Source organism: Anoxybacillus flavithermus, from assembly GCF_002742685.1.
In the GTDB taxonomy this organism is placed as follows: domain Bacteria; phylum Bacillota; class Bacilli; order Bacillales; family Anoxybacillaceae; genus Anoxybacillus; species Anoxybacillus flavithermus_E.
Window position 1 is genome coordinate 1 of sequence record NZ_PEDM01000027.1, and the last position, 18,020, is coordinate 18,020.

General features: G+C 41.9%; 20 protein-coding genes. 10 read left to right on the top strand and 10 right to left on the bottom strand.

What is annotated here, in order from left to right; translation table 11 throughout:
- Positions 1-86: 86 nt before the first annotated feature.
- The 5 genes from CS060_RS10715 to CS060_RS10735 all read right to left on the bottom strand — a co-directional run bounded on the left by CS060_RS10715 (position 87) and on the right by CS060_RS10735 (position 6,274).
- Positions 87-1,097 carry a FecCD family ABC transporter permease gene (locus tag CS060_RS10715; protein WP_035050702.1) on the bottom strand — a complete coding sequence of 337 codons (1,011 nt, stop codon included), beginning with the start codon at positions 1,095-1,097 and terminating at the stop codon, positions 87-89.
- A complete protein-coding gene (locus CS060_RS10720; protein WP_099668949.1) occupies positions 1,094-2,068 on the bottom strand; it encodes a FecCD family ABC transporter permease in 975 nt (324 codons plus the stop codon). Before CS060_RS10720 ends, CS060_RS10715 begins: the two co-directional genes overlap by 4 nt.
- A 60-nt stretch (positions 2,069-2,128) precedes the next feature.
- Positions 2,129-3,061: an iron-hydroxamate ABC transporter substrate-binding protein gene (locus tag CS060_RS10725; protein ID WP_369795761.1), complete on the bottom strand. Its 933-nt coding sequence runs from the start codon at positions 3,059-3,061 to the stop codon at positions 2,129-2,131.
- Positions 2,997-3,857 (bottom strand): ABC transporter ATP-binding protein, encoded by an 861-nt coding sequence (locus tag CS060_RS10730; RefSeq protein WP_099668950.1) that lies wholly within the window; start codon positions 3,855-3,857, stop codon positions 2,997-2,999. The genes CS060_RS10725 and CS060_RS10730 overlap by 65 nt, the downstream gene beginning before the upstream one ends.
- A gap of 119 nt (positions 3,858-3,976) precedes the next feature.
- Positions 3,977-6,274, bottom strand: coding sequence for an EAL domain-containing protein (locus CS060_RS10735; protein WP_099668951.1), 2,298 nt, complete (start codon positions 6,272-6,274; stop codon positions 3,977-3,979).
- Positions 6,275-6,478: 204 nt separating this feature from the next.
- Here CS060_RS10735 and CS060_RS10740 point away from each other — a divergent pair, with 204 nt between their 5' ends.
- Positions 6,479-7,765 carry a globin-coupled sensor protein gene (locus CS060_RS10740; protein WP_035047363.1) on the top strand — a complete coding sequence of 429 codons (1,287 nt, stop codon included), beginning with the start codon at positions 6,479-6,481 and terminating at the stop codon, positions 7,763-7,765.
- Positions 7,766-7,843: 78 nt separating this feature from the next.
- On the opposite strand, the gene CS060_RS10745 is transcribed toward CS060_RS10740, so the two are convergent.
- Together CS060_RS10745 and CS060_RS10750 are read right to left on the bottom strand one after the other, a co-directional pair.
- A complete protein-coding gene (locus CS060_RS10745; protein ID WP_035047359.1) occupies positions 7,844-8,965 on the bottom strand; it encodes a glycerate kinase in 1,122 nt (373 codons plus the stop codon).
- Complete coding sequence (locus tag CS060_RS10750; protein WP_099668952.1) at positions 8,962-9,393, bottom strand: hypothetical protein; 432 nt, start codon at positions 9,391-9,393, stop codon at positions 8,962-8,964. Before CS060_RS10750 ends, CS060_RS10745 begins: the two co-directional genes overlap by 4 nt.
- A gap of 121 nt (positions 9,394-9,514) precedes the next feature.
- Here CS060_RS10750 and CS060_RS10755 point away from each other — a divergent pair, with 121 nt between their 5' ends.
- The 6 genes from CS060_RS10755 to CS060_RS10780 all read left to right on the top strand — a co-directional run bounded on the left by CS060_RS10755 (position 9,515) and on the right by CS060_RS10780 (position 14,018).
- A complete protein-coding gene (locus CS060_RS10755; protein ID WP_035047356.1) occupies positions 9,515-10,747 on the top strand; it encodes an aminopeptidase in 1,233 nt (410 codons plus the stop codon).
- A gap of 71 nt (positions 10,748-10,818) precedes the next feature.
- Entirely contained in the window at positions 10,819-11,910 is a 1,092-nt protein-coding gene (locus CS060_RS10760) for a diguanylate cyclase (RefSeq protein ID WP_099668953.1), read from the top strand.
- Between the two features lie 45 nt (positions 11,911-11,955).
- A complete protein-coding gene (locus CS060_RS10765; protein WP_035050487.1) occupies positions 11,956-12,921 on the top strand; it encodes a hypothetical protein in 966 nt (321 codons plus the stop codon).
- 13 nt (positions 12,922-12,934) lie between these two features.
- Positions 12,935-13,195, top strand: coding sequence for a protein YoyC (gene yoyC / locus CS060_RS10770; protein WP_035050485.1), 261 nt, complete (start codon positions 12,935-12,937; stop codon positions 13,193-13,195).
- A 73-nt stretch (positions 13,196-13,268) separates the two neighbouring features.
- The gene (locus tag CS060_RS10775; RefSeq protein WP_035050484.1) at positions 13,269-13,694 is read left to right on the top strand and encodes an Hsp20/alpha crystallin family protein; all 426 of its coding nucleotides are present in this window, start codon (positions 13,269-13,271) and stop codon (positions 13,692-13,694) included.
- A gap of 63 nt (positions 13,695-13,757) precedes the next feature.
- On the top strand, positions 13,758-14,018 hold the full coding sequence (locus CS060_RS10780) for an EcsC family protein (RefSeq protein ID WP_306559376.1): 261 nt from the start codon (positions 13,758-13,760) through the stop codon (positions 14,016-14,018).
- A 2-nt stretch (positions 14,019-14,020) separates the two neighbouring features.
- Here CS060_RS10780 and CS060_RS10785 read toward each other — a convergent pair whose 3' ends face one another.
- On the bottom strand, positions 14,021-15,664 hold the full coding sequence (locus tag CS060_RS10785) for a glycerol-3-phosphate dehydrogenase/oxidase (protein ID WP_035050483.1): 1,644 nt from the start codon (positions 15,662-15,664) through the stop codon (positions 14,021-14,023).
- 394 nt (positions 15,665-16,058) lie between these two features.
- On the opposite strand from CS060_RS10785, the gene CS060_RS10790 reads away from it, so the two are divergent.
- Entirely contained in the window at positions 16,059-16,481 is a 423-nt protein-coding gene (locus CS060_RS10790; RefSeq protein WP_035050482.1) for an Hsp20/alpha crystallin family protein, read from the top strand.
- Positions 16,482-16,502: 21 nt separating this feature from the next.
- Here the strand turns inward: CS060_RS10790 and CS060_RS10795 are convergent, their stop codons facing one another.
- The gene (locus CS060_RS10795; RefSeq protein ID WP_035050481.1) at positions 16,503-16,838 is read right to left on the bottom strand and encodes a YppG family protein; all 336 of its coding nucleotides are present in this window, start codon (positions 16,836-16,838) and stop codon (positions 16,503-16,505) included.
- A 153-nt stretch (positions 16,839-16,991) separates the two neighbouring features.
- Here CS060_RS10795 and CS060_RS10800 point away from each other — a divergent pair, with 153 nt between their 5' ends.
- A complete protein-coding gene (locus CS060_RS10800; protein WP_035050480.1) occupies positions 16,992-17,204 on the top strand; it encodes a YppF family protein in 213 nt (70 codons plus the stop codon).
- A gap of 61 nt (positions 17,205-17,265) precedes the next feature.
- The gene (locus CS060_RS14145; protein ID WP_012574772.1) at positions 17,266-17,433 is read left to right on the top strand and encodes a hypothetical protein; all 168 of its coding nucleotides are present in this window, start codon (positions 17,266-17,268) and stop codon (positions 17,431-17,433) included.
- A 23-nt stretch (positions 17,434-17,456) separates the two neighbouring features.
- Here the strand turns inward: CS060_RS14145 and CS060_RS10805 are convergent, their stop codons facing one another.
- Positions 17,457-17,660 (bottom strand): hypothetical protein, encoded by a 204-nt coding sequence (locus CS060_RS10805; protein ID WP_099668954.1) that lies wholly within the window; start codon positions 17,658-17,660, stop codon positions 17,457-17,459.
- Positions 17,661-18,020 lie beyond the last annotated feature (360 nt).

Genomic DNA, 18,020 nt, shown 5'->3' on the forward strand with positions numbered 1-18,020 from the left:
GCCTTCGCAGTTCGGGACTTTCACCCTATAGATTGCACCCATGCCGAGCACACCAAAATAACAGACAGAGACGAGCGCTCTGTCTGTTATTTTTTATTTCTCCATAACAAATATACGAAATAAGGCGCACCGATAAGCGATACGAGCACACCGGCAGGAAGACCGTCTGGCTCAATAAGATTTCGTCCAACTGTATCAGCAAACAACAACAGCGCTCCTCCCATTAGCATTGCAACTGGTAAACTCAACTCGTTGCGCGGTCCAACAAGCGCACGAGCCATGTGTGGCGCCATTAAACCGACGAATGCAATGCTCCCTATAACGGAAACCGCCGATGCCGCAAGCGCGACTGCTGTAAGCAACAAAACAAGTCGTTCCCGATCGAGCGATACACCGATGCCGACAGCTACCGGATCGCTTAACTGCAATGCATTGAGACGATGAGCTTTATATAAAACGAACGGAACGAGAATAATAAGCCACGGCAACAATGCGAGAACAAACGCCCAATCGAGCCCCCAAATACCGCCAGCTAGCCATTTTGCAATAAAGTCGACTTTCGTTCGATCAGCTCCTGAAATGAGAACGATCATCAAACCTGAAAACGCAGTGGCAAAACCGATGCCAATTAACACGAGACGAATCGGTTGAAGTCCTGTTTGCTTATTGTATGACAACATATAAATGAGGACGGCTGTCAGTAGCGCACTGAAAAAAGCGACGAGCGGAATAAGGTAAGCAAATGATTCCGCTTGAATCGGGATAAATAAAAAGAACAAAGCGACTCCCACACCAGCGCCAGCATTTATACCGATGACACCTGGATCAGCTAAGTCATTGCGCATGACAACTTGTAAAATGGCACCAGACAACGCTAAAGCCATTCCCGCAAGCAACGTGATCGCGATGCGCGGCAAACGAATGGAGAAAAGAACGAATTGTTCTTTAAACGTCCCTTCACCTAAAAGCACTGGGATCAATCGGTCAAAAGATAAAGAAGAATAGCCTGTCCCCATGCTGATGATCGCTGTCATGCAAATGAGCGTAAATAATACGAGCAAAATGATGCGCTGTTTTTTTCGTAGAGGTACGATCACAACCCTTTTCCTCCTTTACGAACGATGAAAAGAAAAAACGGAAGCCCCATGACCGCCACAACTGCTACAACGGGCGTTTCATACGGTGCGTGAATCGTTCGTGCCACTGTATCTGCAAACAACATAAATGTCGCCCCACCGATTGCACTCATCGGTAAAATGAAACGATAATCTGTTCCGACGAACGAACGAACAAGATGTGGAATCATCAAACCGACGAACGCTAAATGGCCAACAAGAGCGACAGACGCACCAGCAAGTACAATGACAACGAAAAAGAGAATCGTTTTCACACGAGTCAGTTGTTGACCGAGCCCGACCGCTACTTCTTCACTCATGCTTAAAATCGTTAATTGACGGCTTTGCCAAAAAGCAATAAGCATCGCTAAGCAAATAAATGGCGTAACGATTTGTAACTCATGCCATGTTGTTCCCATCATCCCGCCAGCTGTCCACATCGATACATCTTTTGATACTTTATATATAAGTCCGATCCCTTCTGCGACGGCGTATAAAAAAGTAGAAATAGCCGCACCGGCTAAGACGATGCGAAACGGTGAAAATTGTTTTGCGCCAATGCTAAAAACGAGCACCCCCCCAAGCGCAGCCCCGCCAAAACAAGCAAAAACCGTTTGGATATAGTTTGCGGAAGGAAAAAAGGCAAACATCATCGCTAAAGCAGCGTTCGCTCCTGCCGTTAGTCCAATGAGTCCAGGATCGGCGAGAGGGTTGCGAGTCATCCCTTGCATCACAGCCCCGGCTACAGCGAGAGCGGCTCCAACAACAGCCGCAGCCGTTTCACGCGGCAGGCGAACTTCGTGAATCATCGTCGCTATTTTGTTTGTCTCTGGTGCCGTGACAGCTATCCATACGTCTTTTACTGTCGTTTCGGCCGCTCCAATCACAATGGCGCAAACGAATGTTACGAGACATACGATAAAAGCGAATAAAAATTTTTTCAGCATATACATCCTCTCTTTTCTTCTAACGTAAAGAAAGAGGAATTCACGACGAACTCCTCTTTCGTTATACTACTGTCCTAAAAAGTGCTTTTTGAAAAATTCAAGCTGATATTCTAATGTAATTGGGTCGTTAAAGTAAAATTCTTTTGCATTTGCTTCAAAGATGCGATTGTTTTTTACAGCTGGAATGTTTTTGTACGTTTCTGTTTCTGTAAATGAAAGATCACCATCTGCGTTTTTACTGAAAATGACATAGTCCCCAGCAAATTGCGGAAGCACTTCAAGGGAAATCGCGTAATATCCATCCTTCAATGCATGTTCTTCTACTGCTTTTGGCATGTTTAATTTCATTTCTTGATATAAAATTTCTGTCCCACGACCCCAGTTGTTTCCGAATACATACAATTGTTTATCGAAGTTTTCAATGACCGAAACAGTTGCATCTTCACCAATTTTTGCACGGATTTCTTCACCGGCTTGTTGTGCACGCTTTTTAAAATCATCGATCCATTGTTTCGCTTCTTCTTCTTTGTTCAACAGCTTTCCGATTTCTAAATGTTGTGTTAAATAGTCTACTTTTCCGTACGTATATGTGACTGTTGGGGCAATTTCTTTTAATTTATCTAAGTTTTTATTTGTTGATGCAGCAATAATTAAATCTGGCTCAAGCTCGATAATTTGTTCTAAGCTTTCATCTGTTACTTCTTTTGCATCTTTTAAATATGGCTCATAACGAGGGTTCATTTTCGCCCAAGAATCAACACCAACAATCGGTACGTCTAACGCCATCACACTACCTGCTAAAAAGGAAGATAAAACAACGACGCGCTTCGGATGTGTAGGCACTTCGATTGGACCTGTTTCAGATTGATACGTCATCGTTTTTGGTTCGTTTGCTTCTTTTGTTGCCTTTTCTTGTTCGTTTTCTGTTGCTTCGTTACCGCACGCACTCAAGATGAGGACGAACAAAAGAAGAATGGACATCATTCGCTTTTTCAACATGTTCGGCATCTCCTTTTATTAAATGGTATGTAATACACATCGGTTTGTTCGTTCGAGGGTCGCGACCGATTTCTGCGTCGATATGAAACACGTTTCGTAATACGTCAGGCGTCATCACTTGCTCGCACGTTCCCGCCTGAACAATTTTTCCATCTTTCATCGCAATCATATAATCAGCAAAGCGAGCTGCTTGATTTAAATCATGCAACACCATGACGATCGTGCGCTTTTGTTCGCGGTTTAAACGCTGCAACAGTTCGAGCACTTCTAATTGATGCGCCATATCTAAATACGTTGTCGGCTCATCTAAAAAAATGATATCGGTCTCTTGCGCAAGCGCCATCGCAATCCAGACGCGTTGTCTTTGACCGCCTGATAGCGAATCAACTGGACGGTGTTTAAATTCGATCGTTCCAGTCACTTCAAGCGCCCAATCGATCACTTCATAGTCTCGCTTCGTTAGCCGACCGAATCCTTTTTGGTATGGAAACCGTCCGTATGAAACGAGTTCGCCAACCGTTAAACCGCCTGGACTTTCTGGTGTTTGCGGTAAAATGGCCATTTTTTGTGCTAACAGTTTCGTATGCTCTTGCGAAATTTGTTTGCCATCTAAAATGACAGCTCCTTCTTGATGGCGAATGATGCGTGTCATCGCTTTTAACAACGTTGATTTCCCGCACCCGTTCGACCCGATAATCGTCGTGATTTTTTCATCTGGAATATGTACAGTTAACCGATCAACAATGACGCGTTCGCCATATCCAACAGAAAGCTGCTCTGTATACAACCGCGACATATATGTTCCCCCCTCGAACGTCAAGTTAACTAATCGATATTGATAATTAATATCAATACATATTTTAAAATATATGAATTGATTATCATTGTCAATTATTTTTATAAAAAAAACCAACTTCAATCCGTTAGAAGTTGGTTTTTGATGTATGTTTTTGTAAAGGTGTGCGCAGGTACAGGCTTTCCGAGCACGTATCCTTGAATTTCATCGCATTGTAACGAGCGAAGGATGTTCATTTGTTGCAACGTTTCTACTCCTTCTGCAATGACGCGTAATTTTAAGTTTTTCGCTAGCACGATAATTGCTTTAACAACAGCGACGTCTTCTTTTTCCTCTGCGATTCCATCAATAAACGGTTTCGCAATTTTTAATCGGTCAATCGGAAATTTGCGTAAGTAACTAAGCGACGAGTAGCCTGTTCCGAAATCATCAATCGAAATACAAACACCGAGTTGTTTTAATTGTTGTAATTTTTGAATGGTATATTGCTCATTAAATACAGCAACCCCTTCTGTAATTTCTAAATCAAGCTGATTAGGTGGCAATTGTGTTTGCTGCAAGACAGCACAAATATGTTCAACAAAGTTATCTTTTAAAAATTGTTTTGGGGAAATATTCACACTTATCCGAAATGATCGTCCAGTTTGTTCATTCCATATTTTCACTTGCCGACATGCTTCTTCCATGACCCATTCTCCAATCGAAATAATTTGTCCGGTTTCTTCGGCAATCGGGATAAATACCCCTGGTGAAATTGTACCGAGCTCTGGATGAATCCAGCGAATGAGCGCTTCCATTCCGATTAACTCCCCCATTTGTACGTCGAATTGTGGCTGATAAAACAATGTGAATTGCTTTTTTTCAATCGCCTCGTGAAGCGCATTTTCAATCATCGTTTTTTGTAGCACGATGCGATCCATTTCCCCGTTAAAAAACTGATACTGATTTTTTCCTTGTTCTTTTGCCCGATACATTGCCATATCAGCATGTTTCATTAACGTATCGCTCGTTTCCCCGTCATATGGATACACCGCCACTCCTACACTAAGTGATACGCGTATATCTAAACGTTGAATAGTAATCGGTTGGTGGCTAATGGAGACGACGTCATTGACAAAACGCCGAAGTTCATTTACGTCTTGTAGCGGTGTAAAAATAATTGTAAATTCATCACCGCCTTGTCGAGCGACAATGTCGGTCGGGCGGGCTTTTTCTTTTAATACCTTCGCAATGTGTGCAATTAATTCATCCCCCATGTGATGTCCAAAATAGTCATTAATATGTTTAAAACGGTCAATGTCGATAAAAATGACAGCGAAACATTGTTGTTGCTGTTTTGCGCCCATTAACACCCGTTCAAGTTCTATAACAAAGGCGCGACGATTGAAAAGCCCTGTTAAAAAATCATGATTGGCTACATAAGTGAGCTGCTCGTTTAAACGTGTTAACTCGCTCGTTCGTTTCGCTACTTGCTGATCTAAGTCGTCGTTTAATGTTTGCAGTTGTTGTAAAAGCTGTCGATTTTCTTGTAGCGTCATCAATTGGCGAATGAAAATAAATCCGACCGCAAAAATAAGACATGCAATGACGATGCGATCACCTGGGGAAATGAAAGGAGCCCATACTAAAATAAGAAAACATACGTACGGAAAAATTACTCTGATCAAGGAAAAGTGTTCTCTTTTTTGAAACGATAAATCCCCATCTTTGGCGCGATCGGCTGACAGCCCGATCATAAGTACACTTAAAATCCATAATGGATCTAACCATGAATTCGATTCATAATGAAATTGCATCATTTGTATGAAATAAATGGTATCTGTAAATATAAAACATCCGACACCGAGAATATTCCATAACCAAATGCGACGAACGTTTGTTGCAAAAAAGAGAAACAAAAGTAAAAACAACATGACGAGATCAAGAAGCGGATAAGCGACTAAAACGGCAATGTATAGCGCTTCTTCTTCTAAATAGGTGATCGGTTGAACGATATATATCCAGCTATATGCCATGATGACACATGTCACAATGAGCGCATCCCATAATGACTGCCATATGACAATAGTTTTTCGCTGTTGCATCACGATATATAATAGCGCTGCAATGTAGGCAAGAGAATACAACATATAAAATACGTCTGCCCAACTAGGGAACGGCGGTTCTGTTTGAAACGACCATTCATATATGCGATAAATCATTTCAGCGATAAAATAAAAAATTGCACCAGCAGTCATCCATTTCCAAAATGCACGTTCATTTGTTTTCACACGAATGGAAGCTTTCCATAACAAAATAATTGAAAGAAGTATGCCACCTAATGAAAAGAATGAGCTAACAGCCACTTCTGTTTGCCTAGACATGCTAAACAAAGCCATGTAATAAGCAATGATATATAAAAAAACGATGACCTGCACCCGCATCCCTCCTTTTTCCCACATCATATGCACAAGAAAAAGAAACGAATAGGACAACTAGCCAGTCAGTTAAAAATGTGTTATTTCTTTCTTTATGTTGTTTATTTAGAACAATGTTTAATATATCTACAGAGCATTATTGTTCGTCAATTGATAATGAAAGGAATATAATTGTATTACAAAAATAACAAGGAGTGATGTTCCATGCTTTTTACTAAACATAAGAAACAGCTTCCACCATTTCACTTAGACAGTAGAGAGGCGATTGTACATACAACAAATGAAGTGAAAGCACGACTGTCTTACATGGGGGTGACGGAAGGACATTTACAACTATTGCGTGAAATGAAACCGCTCGTCATGGAACATGTTAATGAAGCAGTTGAAGACGTGCTCAATCATTTATATTCGTTTTCATTATTGCAGTCAGTGGCACATGCAAAAACGACGCGCGAACGTTTAAAACAAGTGTTTGTTCAATATGTTGATTCCCTTTTTTCAGCAACAATTAATGAAGAGTATGTCTCTTTTCGCAAACAGCTCGGTAGTAATCATCATCAACGTGGCTTGCCGATCGAATGGATGATCGCAACATATGAAGCGATCGTAACTGCTCTTCTTCCACGCCTATTACCATATGCGGAACAAGAAGGACGAATCGATAAATGGACTCATGCAGTCACTGCTCTCTTTCATCTCATTAATTTTGACTCACAGCTCATTATGAGCGCCTATATGGATGATCGAATGAAAGAGTTGGAGCAGCTGAATAACAAACAAACTTCTATTCAATTACAACTGCGTGACATCGGACAGCAACTTGCCGCTTCCATTGAACAAACAGAAGCTGCGCTAAGTGAAACAGAAGAAAAAGCGAAAAACGTACGCGCACAAACAGAGATGACGGAAAGAAGCAGTAAAAACTTGTCTGGTCTTATGAATACAACAGAAAAACAAGTCGAGCAAACACGGGTAACATTTGATGAAGTGGTCAACAAAGTTAGCGACGTGCTTACTATTTTGCAACAGTTATCTAACTCATCAGATGTCATTCGTAGCACGTCTTCCCAAATCCAAACAATTGCTGACCAAACAAACTTGCTTGCTCTAAATGCTGCGATCGAGGCAGCGCGAGCAGGAGAAGCAGGAAAAGGGTTTGCTGTCGTGGCGGATGAAGTACGTAAACTGGCTGAGTACACAAAACAAATGAGTGCACACATTATTGAAGGAGTGGAGAAGAACTATCGCCAAGTTGAAATACTTGTGCAAAAAATGAACGATATGAGCATGATTGCGAAGGAAGCCGCCGACCAAATGGAGGGAACGAAAGGGACAATGGTGGCGTCAAAAATGGAGCTCGATCATCATATTCATTTATTCCATGAGAGCCAACAACAAATTGACTATATTTTACGCTCAATCGAAGAAATTCATCGAGTGATGAAACATTTATCTTCCTTATCGACTGAATTAGTGGAACAGACAGAATAAGAAAAAGAGAGTGATATGCTGTTTATTTAGAACAATGTTTAATAAAAATAAATTAAACAAAAATCAAGCGGTTTTCGACTAGGAAAACCGCTTGAGCGTACGAGCAAGATTGCGTGCTTTCGTATATAAAAGAGAATGTGCAAATTGCATACTTTGTTCTACCGTCATCGGTTTTGTTGCAATCGCATCACAGCTAACAAAATAATCATAAAGCTTTTCAAACCCATCACCGAGACTGCCGGACAATAAAAACGCAGGCACGTGATGTTGTTTCGCTAATTGTCCAACATAAAACGAAACTTTTCCATATAACGTTTGCTCGTCACTTTGTCCTTCGCCCGTAATAACGATGTGCGCGCGTTTTATTTTTTCTGGCAGTTGCACCATTTCCCCGACAAGTTTTGCCCCAGAAATGAATGTCCCGCCAAGCAATAAGAATGCAAATCCTAAACCGCCTGCCGCTCCCGCTCCCGGCGCATGTGCATATGAACGACGGATTTGCTGTTCGATTGTTTGCGCATACGTATGTAGCCATTTATCTAATGTGCGAACCGTTTCACGATCCGCCCCTTTTTGCGGTCCGAATACGTACGACGCCCCGCGCTCGCCATAAAGCGGATTATCGACATCACATGCAACAAGAAACTCGCTTTCGTATACTCGTTGGTCAACTGATGTCATATCGACGTGGGCAATATGCGGCAAAGAAGACGGCATCGGGGGCAAGCGCTCCCCTTTCGCATTCGTAAACGTCGCCCCGAGCGCACATAACATCCCGAAACCACCGTCGTTTGTGCTACTTCCGCCAAGTCCAATGACGAAACGGCGATACCCCGCATCAAGTGCTGCCACGATCACTTCCCCCACACCATACGTGGTCGTGTGAAGCGGATTTCGCTTTTCATTCGGAACGAGTGGCAAGCCGATCACTTGCGCCACTTCAATGACAGCTGTATCGTGAACAACACCATATGCCGCTTGCCGCGTTTCAAAAAGCGGTCCGCGAACTGTGACATATCGAACGGAGCCGTTCATGGCGGACACGATCGCTTCCATCGTCCCTTCTCCCCCATCCGCCATCGGAACTGTGATCACTGTCGCTTCTGGATATTCAAAGCGAAACGCTTCTCTTATAATTGTGCATACTTCGCTCGCTAATAAACTTCCTTTAAATGAATCGGGTGCAATGACAATATTCATCCGCTCACAACTTTCTTTAATCTATTTTTCCCATCTTGTCGAACAAACACAACGGTCATGATCGTTCCACATTCGCGCGAAAGCGGTTCGTCTGTCATCATTCGTTCATAATCACGATAAGGAGAACGATATAAATCAAATAAAAATGTTGTCTCATCAATCGAATCAATAAATACAATTTCCGCAAACCATTCCCCGTTCACATACGAAAGCGGCGAACCGTCTGGTCGTTCAATCGAAATGAGCTTTTTTTCTTCACCCATTTCACAAAAAGCGACGCCAACATCATCTCCAGCACAAAAGCCGATGAGTGGTTCTGTCGTCATAAATGTAAGCGTCTCTCCTTTGACTTGTACATCAACCGTTTGTTCATGAGCGCAAATAAACATACCTTCAACATAAAATAATTGTTGGTCACCACATTCCATAAGGTCATTCCCTTTCTAATGATGTTCCTTAATAATAAATAATAATACAAGTGAAAATGTTTTCACAATATCATTCCTTTTGCTAAAATGATAGTATGCTTTACAACAAGGAGGAGTTATTATGTTAGAAAAACAGTTACAAAAATATGCCGAACTCGCTGTACGCGTTGGCGTCAACATTCAACCTGGGCAAACATTGTTTATTAACGCTCCGCTGCCGTCCGCTCCACTTGTGCGCGAAATTGCTAAAAAAGCGTATGAAGCTGGGGCAAAACATGTGCATGTCGAGTGGAGCGATGAGGAAATTACGTACATAAAATTTAAACACGCGCCAGAAGAAGCGCTTCATGAATATCCGACATGGCTTGCGAAAGGACGCGAGGAAGTTGCTGAAAAAGGTGGGGCGTTTTTAAGTATTTATGCACCAAATCCAGATTTATTGAAAGATATTGATCCGGCACGTGTAGCTGCGGCAACAAAAGCGGCAAGCATGGCGTTGCAACATTACCGTAGTCGTTTAATGTCCGATCATAACTGTTGGTCTTTAATTGCTGTGCCGACGCCAGCATGGGCGAAAAAAGTGTTTCCAGATATGAATGAGGACGAAGCGATCGCAAAATTATGGGATGTCATTTTCCAAGTGACTCGCGTTGACCAAGACGACCCGATTGCCGCATGGAAAGCGCACAACGAAAAATTGGCTCGCATCGTTGATTATTTAAATAACAAACAATATAAACAACTCATTTATGACGGACCAGGAACAAATTTAACCGTTGCGTTGCCAGATGGACATATTTGGGCTGGTGGTGCAGCAAAAAGTACAGACGGCATCATATTTAATCCAAATATGCCGACAGAAGAAGTATTTACAATGCCGCATAAAGATGGGACAAACGGCGTTGTGCGCAATACAAAACCGCTCAACTACGGTGGGAATATTATTGACGGCTTTACGCTTACATTTAAAGATGGAAAAGTTATTGATTTTACAGCAGAAGTTGGTTATGATACATTGAAACATTTGCTTGATACGGATGACGGTGCACGTCGATTAGGAGAAGTAGCGCTCGTACCACATCGCTCACCAATTTCACAATCAAATCTCGTGTTTTATAATACGTTATTTGATGAAAATGCTGCCTCGCATTTAGCGCTCGGTAAAGCATATCCGACAAATATTGAGAACGGAACAAATATGCGTACCGAACAGTTGCTTGAACGCGGTGCGAACGATAGCTTAGTGCATGAAGATTTTATGATCGGTTCTCACGAATTGAATGTGGACGGGGTCACAAAAGATGGTGTGCGCGAACCGATTATGCGAAACGGGGAATGGGTCATTTCAATTTAAAAATGTTGCGGCGTTTGTCCGCAACATTTTTTTTTGTTCGCATATATTGGCAAAGAGAGGAGGAACGGATGATGATTAAACAATTTATTGCGAACAGCGGGATACTTATTGCTGGTTTTTATTTAATTAGCAAATTTTTCCCTTCAAATATTCATAAACAATCCCCTTTCCATATGCGCCTATTTGCAGGGGCTTTTTGCGGTTTGCTGAGCGTTGTACTCATGTTTTTTTCAATTCCACTCGGACATGGAGTCATCGCTGATTTGCGCCACGTTCCGCTCATTGTCGTCAGCTACTACGGGGGTATGCCGAGTGCATTAGCAGCAGGCATCATTATGGGGACAGGACGATTTTTATTCGGCAATACGTTTGCGTCGATCGTTTCTTTTTTTATTTCTCTTGCAATTGCAATTGGTTGTGGGCTAATAAGTCGTTGGATGAAGCGACACATCACCGTAACAACGTTTTGGATGAACGTTTACAGCATGTGTTTCATTTCATTTGCTTTATTTATTAATATTCCAGATCGCCACATGTACATCGAAACACTATGTGTTTTTTGGCCTATCTCCTTCTTTGCTACGTATATAGCCGCTAATATTTGTAAAGATATTCGCCAATCGAAAGACATGTTGCAACATTATAAACAGTGGGCAACGACCGATTTTTTAACCGGACTTTATAACGTTCGTCAGTTTCATACCGTCTTAAATGAAAAAATGACAAAAGTCAAGCAACGAAACAACTGTTTAGCTCTTATTTTATTTGATATTGATCGTTTTAAATCAGTAAATGACTTGTATGGACATGATGGTGGAGATGTCATTTTACGTCATCTTGGTGAGCTAATTCGCTCACTTGTTCCGAAAAACGGCTTTGCCTTCCGCAATGGCGGGGAAGAATTTTCGATCTTACTTGTTAGTTGTGAACACGAAGCAGTGACATTTGCCGAACATATTCGAAAAACGATTGAACGTCATCCGTTTTTCGTGCAACAACAGACGGTGCATATTACGGTTTCCATCGGCATTTCTGTTTTCCCGACGCTTGCAACAAATGAAGCAGAGCTATTTAAGCAAGCGGATATCGCTTTATATGAAGCGAAGCAACAAGGACGAAATCGCACCATTGTATATAAAAAGGAATACTTGCATGAAACGTAAAACTATACGACAATAAAAGTAAAAACAATTAAAGGAGCGAAACAAATGAAACAACGATCAAAGCTACTCATTTGTGTGACGGCTGTCGCTACATTGCTTTCCGCATGTAACGAACAGACGACAGCGCCAGCGAAACAGCCTGTCGAACATAAACAAGAAGCAAAAGAACAAACACCGCCAAATTTAACACCTGTCGAAAGCACAAATCAATCGTTTACGATTTCGTTATTACCAAAATTCAGTTTGGAAGCTGAGGAGCCGGGAAAAGATGTCGTGATGCATGAAAGCGAACAAGACCAATGGATGCGCATTGAGCTGTTGCCGAAAGAAGCGAAAGACCAAATGGAAACATACGCCAAAGAACGAGCTATAGCTGTCTCGGAACAAGCTACACCGTTTGAAGGCACAATACCGTTTGAAGATGCGATCGTATATGAAGCGCCTGTCGATAACGATGTCGTTTATATCGTTGGGGTAACGGGAGATGAACCGATGTTTTTAACGGTATTTACGAAAAAAGAAGATAACTGGCTGAATACGTTTATGACGATGGCCAAAACAATTGAACGGACGGAAACGGAAACGAGCGAACAACCGCAACCATCCTTTTTCACATATAAAAGTAGCAACCAGCCGTTTCAAGCAAATATTTTAAACGGCTATATGGCGGAAGCAGTCGAGCCAGGGAAAGATATGATTTTTCTCGATGAAGAAAAAGCGTCGATGACTGTTGAACTCATTGATGAAGGGGCAGACTGGTCGCTCATTGCCGAACAAGCAGAACAGTACGTAAAGGCAAGCAGCAAAGACGGAACAGTCGAAAAAATGACGTGGACAAAAGGAACGCGTTTAAACGGTGCCGATGTATATAAAAGCGCCATTGAAGATGGCGAAGTATACGTGTTTGTCGTAAAAAATGGAACGCCGATGCGGCTGACGATTTTTGTACAACAAGAAAATGAACTAAATCCGTTTTTACAAATGGCAGAAACGATTGAACGGATTGATTAAGGGAGGGCTTGTTTTGGAGCTATTAGAAGCATATCGATCATTATGGTCAAATCGTTCGTTGCCTGCTAAGGGAAATGAGGCGGATGATGTGTTGCTCGATGCGATTCAGCGCGATTTATTAGATGAAATGACACATCCTCGTTTGAGAAAATCGCCTTACGAAAAATTTTCATTAGCGATCAAGCGCATTGCGTCATCATCGCTCGATGCGAAACAACAATACGAACTCGTCCGTTTATACGTACAACAGCTTGAAAACTTGCCTTCCCGCTAAGGCAAGTTTTTTTGTATAACATCTCGTCATTTGCACAAAATACGTAGCGAACATAATACGAGGAGGTTTTTCGATGGATCCGTTTCGTTCATTAGATGTGATGCGACGAGATGTAGAACGTATGTTTTCTAGCTTTCCTTCGCTTTTTTCGCACGTAGATGATGTGTTTCGTATGCCTCGCGTCGACGTGCATGAAAATGACAAAGAAATGATTGTCACTTGCGACATTCCGGGACTAGAACGAAAAGAAGATGTTGACATTCATATCGACGATCAAACATTATCGATTAGCGGTCAAGTGCGGCGACAACATGATGTGAAAGATGAACATATGCATCGACAAGAGCGGTTTTACGGACGATTTTATCGCACGATCCCACTTCCGTCCCATGCTGCACATGAAAACGTACAAGCATCATATAAAAACGGTGTGCTTGAAATTCGCATTCCAAAAGTACAATCAGATGGGAAAAAACGAATTGATGTACAATTTCATTAACACCGGCACAATTGCCGGTGTCTTTCTTTTTTCTAACACGTATATACACACGAGGTGAAAGAAATGGATGACAAATCGTTTTTAATCGAGCAACTACATGAAATTGAAAAATGGGAAAAAGAGCAAAAGCGCATTTGGTTTTGGGAAAAAATAAGCCGTTTACCTTTTGTTTTACTTGATCGACTCACCCCTGCGTGGATACATAAAAAAATGGCACAGTTGCTTGATGAGCTTGGCCAATATATTCAAACAGGTGGACAATATTTAGTAAATAAAGAAGCCGTTTTATCAACGTTTTATGGAAAGGCGGGATCTCCCGCCTAACGTTACGCTTCGTCACACGGAATGACCGCATCACGAAGCGCAATATCTACTTGTTTTTCATATTGCTGTCTCTCTTCCTCTGTCCAATTGAAGTATAATTGCATCAACGTAACAACTGATTCGTTTAGCTGGCGAACCGCAGCAATGTCGAAAAAGAGTGCCCCTGTGCGACGAATGAAAAAGTCAAGCGGTGTCATGGTCATTTCGTGTTCAAGTGCATAGATGCACATCACATACCAATCGAGCGGAAGGGACGTTTTGTTTCGATCATATATGTTTGTAAGAGCAAATAAATGATCGACATTCGTACCATATCGTTGCACGAGCCGTTTCGCTTCGTCTTCTGTAAATCCGTAAGCAAGCCCTTCAGCTACTTTTTTTGACATAAACGCATGCCATTTGCCTGCCCCGCCAACGTCACCCCCGGAAATAGGCAAATGTTTCGTTTGGCAAGGCGGATACGCCCCGCCTAGCTGTTTAGCAATAAGGTCAACAACCGTTTCCGCCATTTTGCGATAGCCAGTTAACTTTCCTCCCGCAATCGTAATGAGACCAGATGGAGACTGCCAAACTTCGTCTTTGCGGGAAATTTCAGATGGGTCTTTCCCTTCTTCATAAATGAGTGGACGCAATCCAGCCCAACTTGATTCAATTTGTTGTTCCGTCAAATGAACGGACGGAAACATGTAATGAATGGCACGTAATAAGTAGTCGCGATCTTCACGCGTCATTTTCGGATGAGCGCGATCTCCTTCGTAAAATGTATCCGTTGTTCCAACATACGTTTTTCCTTCACGCGGAATCGCAAACACCATCCGACCGTCAGGCGTATCGAAATACACCGCTTGCTTAAGCGGAAAATGTGCTTGGTCAATGACGATGTGCACACCTTTTGTTAAACGTAATTTTTTTCCGACATGTGAGCCATCTTTTTCACGCAGCACATCGACCCATGGCCCTGCTGCGTTCACAATTTTTCTGGCGTATATCGTAAACGTTTTTTCTGTCATTCGATCGCGACATACGACGCCAATGATATGACCGTTTTCATCGTACAAAAACGATTGCGCTTGTACGTAGTTTACCGCATGTGCCCCGCATTCCACCGCCTTTTTTATCACTTCAATCGTCAAACGTGCATCATCTGTTCGATATTCAACGTAATACCCGCCACCGAGCAGTCCATCTTGTTTAATTAATGGTTCTTTTTGTAACGTTTCATCTGCTGATAACATCGTTCTTCGCTCTTCTTTTTTGACGCCAGCTAAATGATCATACACCCATAAGCCGATAGATGTACTCCATTTCCCAAACGTACCACCGCGATGAATCGGCAATAACATCCATTCTGGTGTCGTCACATGCGGACCGTTTTCATACACAATCGTCCGCTCTTTCCCTACTTCTGCGACCATTTTCACTTCGAACTGCTTTAAATAACGTAATCCACCGTGAACAAGTTTCGTCGAACGGCTTGACGTTCCAGCCGCAAAATCTTGCATCTCAATAAGCGCTGTTTTCATACCGCGTGTCGTTGCATCGAGCGCAATCCCACAGCCAGTAATTCCTCCACCAATGATAAGCACATCATACGTTGTTTTACTCATCTCCTCGATGACTTGCACCCGTTGTTTCGCTGAAAACATGATCATTCCCCCCTATGAAAATAAAAAAGAGACCAAAACAAGCACAATAAGTTTTCGCTTATTATGCATGTATGGTCTCTCTTCGTCTCTTGACATATATGAACTTTATTTTCATTGTATCATACGTGTGGGAAAAGGCAACTGTTTTGCACAAAAAGCCATTTGATGGTTGAACGTGGTTTACATAAGCTAATGTTGATTCCTTTTTCTTTATATTTGTTTACGATATGTTCGACGTTTGACCGCTTGTTTTTCTCTCGTTTTCTTTGCACACGCTCTCTTCCTTTCTCATCTCTTTTACATATTTACGAATCACAATATAAAAAGTTTCGCGAACAAATTATTTTTTCCTGCATATATTACGAACAAACGTATGTCATAAGGAGTGGTATTGATGAAAAAAGATTTGTCTCATATACTTGATTCATTTTTTGATGATCGGTCATTGAAAAAACTGTTGCACACGCTTGATGAATATGTGCATCGTACATTTTCACCGGTCTATATCCCGATCGATGTACGTGAAACAAAGGAAGAGTACGTCATTATCGCCCATCTTCCGAATGCGACACGCGATAGCGTCCATCTACAGTTTATAGACAATACACGTCTATTGTTGTCGGTTATTTACGATGAGCAAACGGAAACAATCGATGATGAAAAGAAAATCGTTCAGCGCCAGCGCACGTATGAACGAGCGACAAAATCGATTTTCCTCCCTTATCCTGTAAGTGAATCAGACATTCAAGCATCATTTCAAGATGGCAAACTAATTATTCGTCTCCCACAGAGAAAAACATTTATCCCCATCGAATAAATGCACGAAAAAACGCAAACGTTACAATTTAAACGTTTGCGTTAATCCTTTTACAAGCCCGGTCATTTGGTTCATCACTTGCACCGCTTGCCCCATCGTATTCATCATTTTTGTGATGTCATACGTTCCATCTTTTGTTTTAAATTGCTCAAGCAAACTTGGCGGTTTCGGGGCAGGAACGAATGGAGACATCGGCGGTACAAAAGGAGAAGCCGCTGGCGGAGCGAATGGAGACATCGATGTTGCAACTGGCGGAACGACTGGCTGAGCCGAAAACGAAATCGGTTGAGAATAGTATGGGTGATAATGAACAGGTGGAATATGTGGCATTTGCATCATAGGCCATGATTGATACATATTTTTTCATCTCCTTTCATTACATCGTATTCGTTTTGAGCGGAATGGTTCATGACTAATCGTGTCAATCGATGTCGGAATTCTCAATTTTTTGAATTTAACATGTCGTCTTTTTTTATGTTATGATAAGTGCAAAAGGGGGAGGGAATAATTATGACAATGATTGAATTAAAAAACAAGTTTATTGCAACGAAACAATATGAGCCGATTGATGCAAATGAATTACTTGATTTTGCGCGTCAACTGTATTTGCGCAACGAGTTGCCGCTTGGCGTGTATCGCCATCTCGTGCGCGATTTAGAAGCGCTCGGTGCTTACAAACCTGATGATGAGCGTATCGAGCAATATTCAGGAAGTGCTGAATGATTTTTCACCTCTTGTGCCATGCTAAGTGAGACGTTAGCATGACAAAAGGAGGCATCTGAAAATGGGTCGAGGTGTTCATTTTCACCATAAGAAAAAAGGACATGAAAGCGAGAAGCCAAAACATGGCGAATCGGCACCATCGAAGCAACGTGAAGTGGTTGATTACGCCATTGACACCGTAGGAAATGAAGAACATCGTCCAGTGACAATTGAGCGTGTGAAAGAATAAAGGTGGCACAATTTGCCACCTTTTTATATTGCCGGAGCGAACGTATACGTTTCTTTTTTTTCAATTTGTCGTTCCATGTTGTCGAGTTGGCGTTCGATGTCTTGTAAACTGTCTTGTTGCATATCGTAATGCATAGCCATTTGTTCTGCCGTACGCGCTTTTAATTTATTTTCCAACTGTTCAATGTCATCAAACAACTGTTGTAGTTGCATTTGAATATGTTCCATCCTCCAACTCCCCTTTCGACCTTTGTCATACACATTCGCCATCCATTTTCTCCTCCCTTCTCGATTGACAAAACTAGAAGAAATTCGGCAAACAAAGTGGTATACGTACAAAATTCGACACATTCATACGCATGTTTTTGACATGAGCGGTCAAAATAAAAAAGCGAAAGGAGGCATGGCGATGGCGAAAAAAAAGCAAAAGAAAAAGCAAAAACCGAAGCAAGAAGAAACGACAGGCTTCGGCGACAAAAAGCTAGAAGGCCCGGACCGTCCTTCTACATAAGGAAAAGAAGCGAGCGAATATGCTCGCTTTTTTCTAATTTTCATGAAAATGACGAACAGACGAAACATATGATATAA

Excerpts from the sequence above, each read along its gene's own strand:
- CS060_RS10720 (WP_099668949.1), bottom strand. The coding sequence starts at position 2,068 with ATGTATATGCTGAAAAAATTTTTATTCGCTTTTATCGTATGTCTCGTA.
- CS060_RS10765 (WP_035050487.1), top strand. The coding sequence starts at position 11,956 with ATGAAACAACGATCAAAGCTACTCATTTGTGTGACGGCTGTCGCTACA.
- CS060_RS10760 (WP_099668953.1), top strand. The coding sequence starts at position 10,819 with ATGATTAAACAATTTATTGCGAACAGCGGGATACTTATTGCTGGTTTT.
- CS060_RS10775 (WP_035050484.1), top strand. The coding sequence starts at position 13,269 with ATGGATCCGTTTCGTTCATTAGATGTGATGCGACGAGATGTAGAACGT.
- CS060_RS14145 (WP_012574772.1), top strand. The coding sequence starts at position 17,266 with ATGGGTCGAGGTGTTCATTTTCACCATAAGAAAAAAGGACATGAAAGC.
- CS060_RS10745 (WP_035047359.1), bottom strand. The coding sequence starts at position 8,965 with ATGAATATTGTCATTGCACCCGATTCATTTAAAGGAAGTTTATTAGCG.
- CS060_RS10725 (WP_369795761.1), bottom strand. The coding sequence starts at position 3,061 with ATGTTGAAAAAGCGAATGATGTCCATTCTTCTTTTGTTCGTCCTCATC.
- CS060_RS10805 (WP_099668954.1), bottom strand. The coding sequence starts at position 17,660 with ATGGAACATATTCAAATGCAACTACAACAGTTGTTTGATGACATTGAA.
- CS060_RS10795 (WP_035050481.1), bottom strand. The coding sequence starts at position 16,838 with ATGTATCAATCATGGCCTATGATGCAAATGCCACATATTCCACCTGTT.
- CS060_RS10750 (WP_099668952.1), bottom strand. The coding sequence starts at position 9,393 with ATGGAATGTGGTGACCAACAATTATTTTATGTTGAAGGTATGTTTATT.
- CS060_RS10780 (WP_306559376.1), top strand. The coding sequence starts at position 13,758 with ATGGATGACAAATCGTTTTTAATCGAGCAACTACATGAAATTGAAAAA.
- CS060_RS10800 (WP_035050480.1), top strand. The coding sequence starts at position 16,992 with ATGACAATGATTGAATTAAAAAACAAGTTTATTGCAACGAAACAATAT.
- CS060_RS10730 (WP_099668950.1), bottom strand. The coding sequence starts at position 3,857 with ATGTCGCGGTTGTATACAGAGCAGCTTTCTGTTGGATATGGCGAACGC.
- CS060_RS10790 (WP_035050482.1), top strand. The coding sequence starts at position 16,059 with ATGAAAAAAGATTTGTCTCATATACTTGATTCATTTTTTGATGATCGG.
- CS060_RS10755 (WP_035047356.1), top strand. The coding sequence starts at position 9,515 with ATGTTAGAAAAACAGTTACAAAAATATGCCGAACTCGCTGTACGCGTT.
- CS060_RS10740 (WP_035047363.1), top strand. The coding sequence starts at position 6,479 with ATGCTTTTTACTAAACATAAGAAACAGCTTCCACCATTTCACTTAGAC.
- CS060_RS10785 (WP_035050483.1), bottom strand. The coding sequence starts at position 15,664 with ATGTTTTCAGCGAAACAACGGGTGCAAGTCATCGAGGAGATGAGTAAA.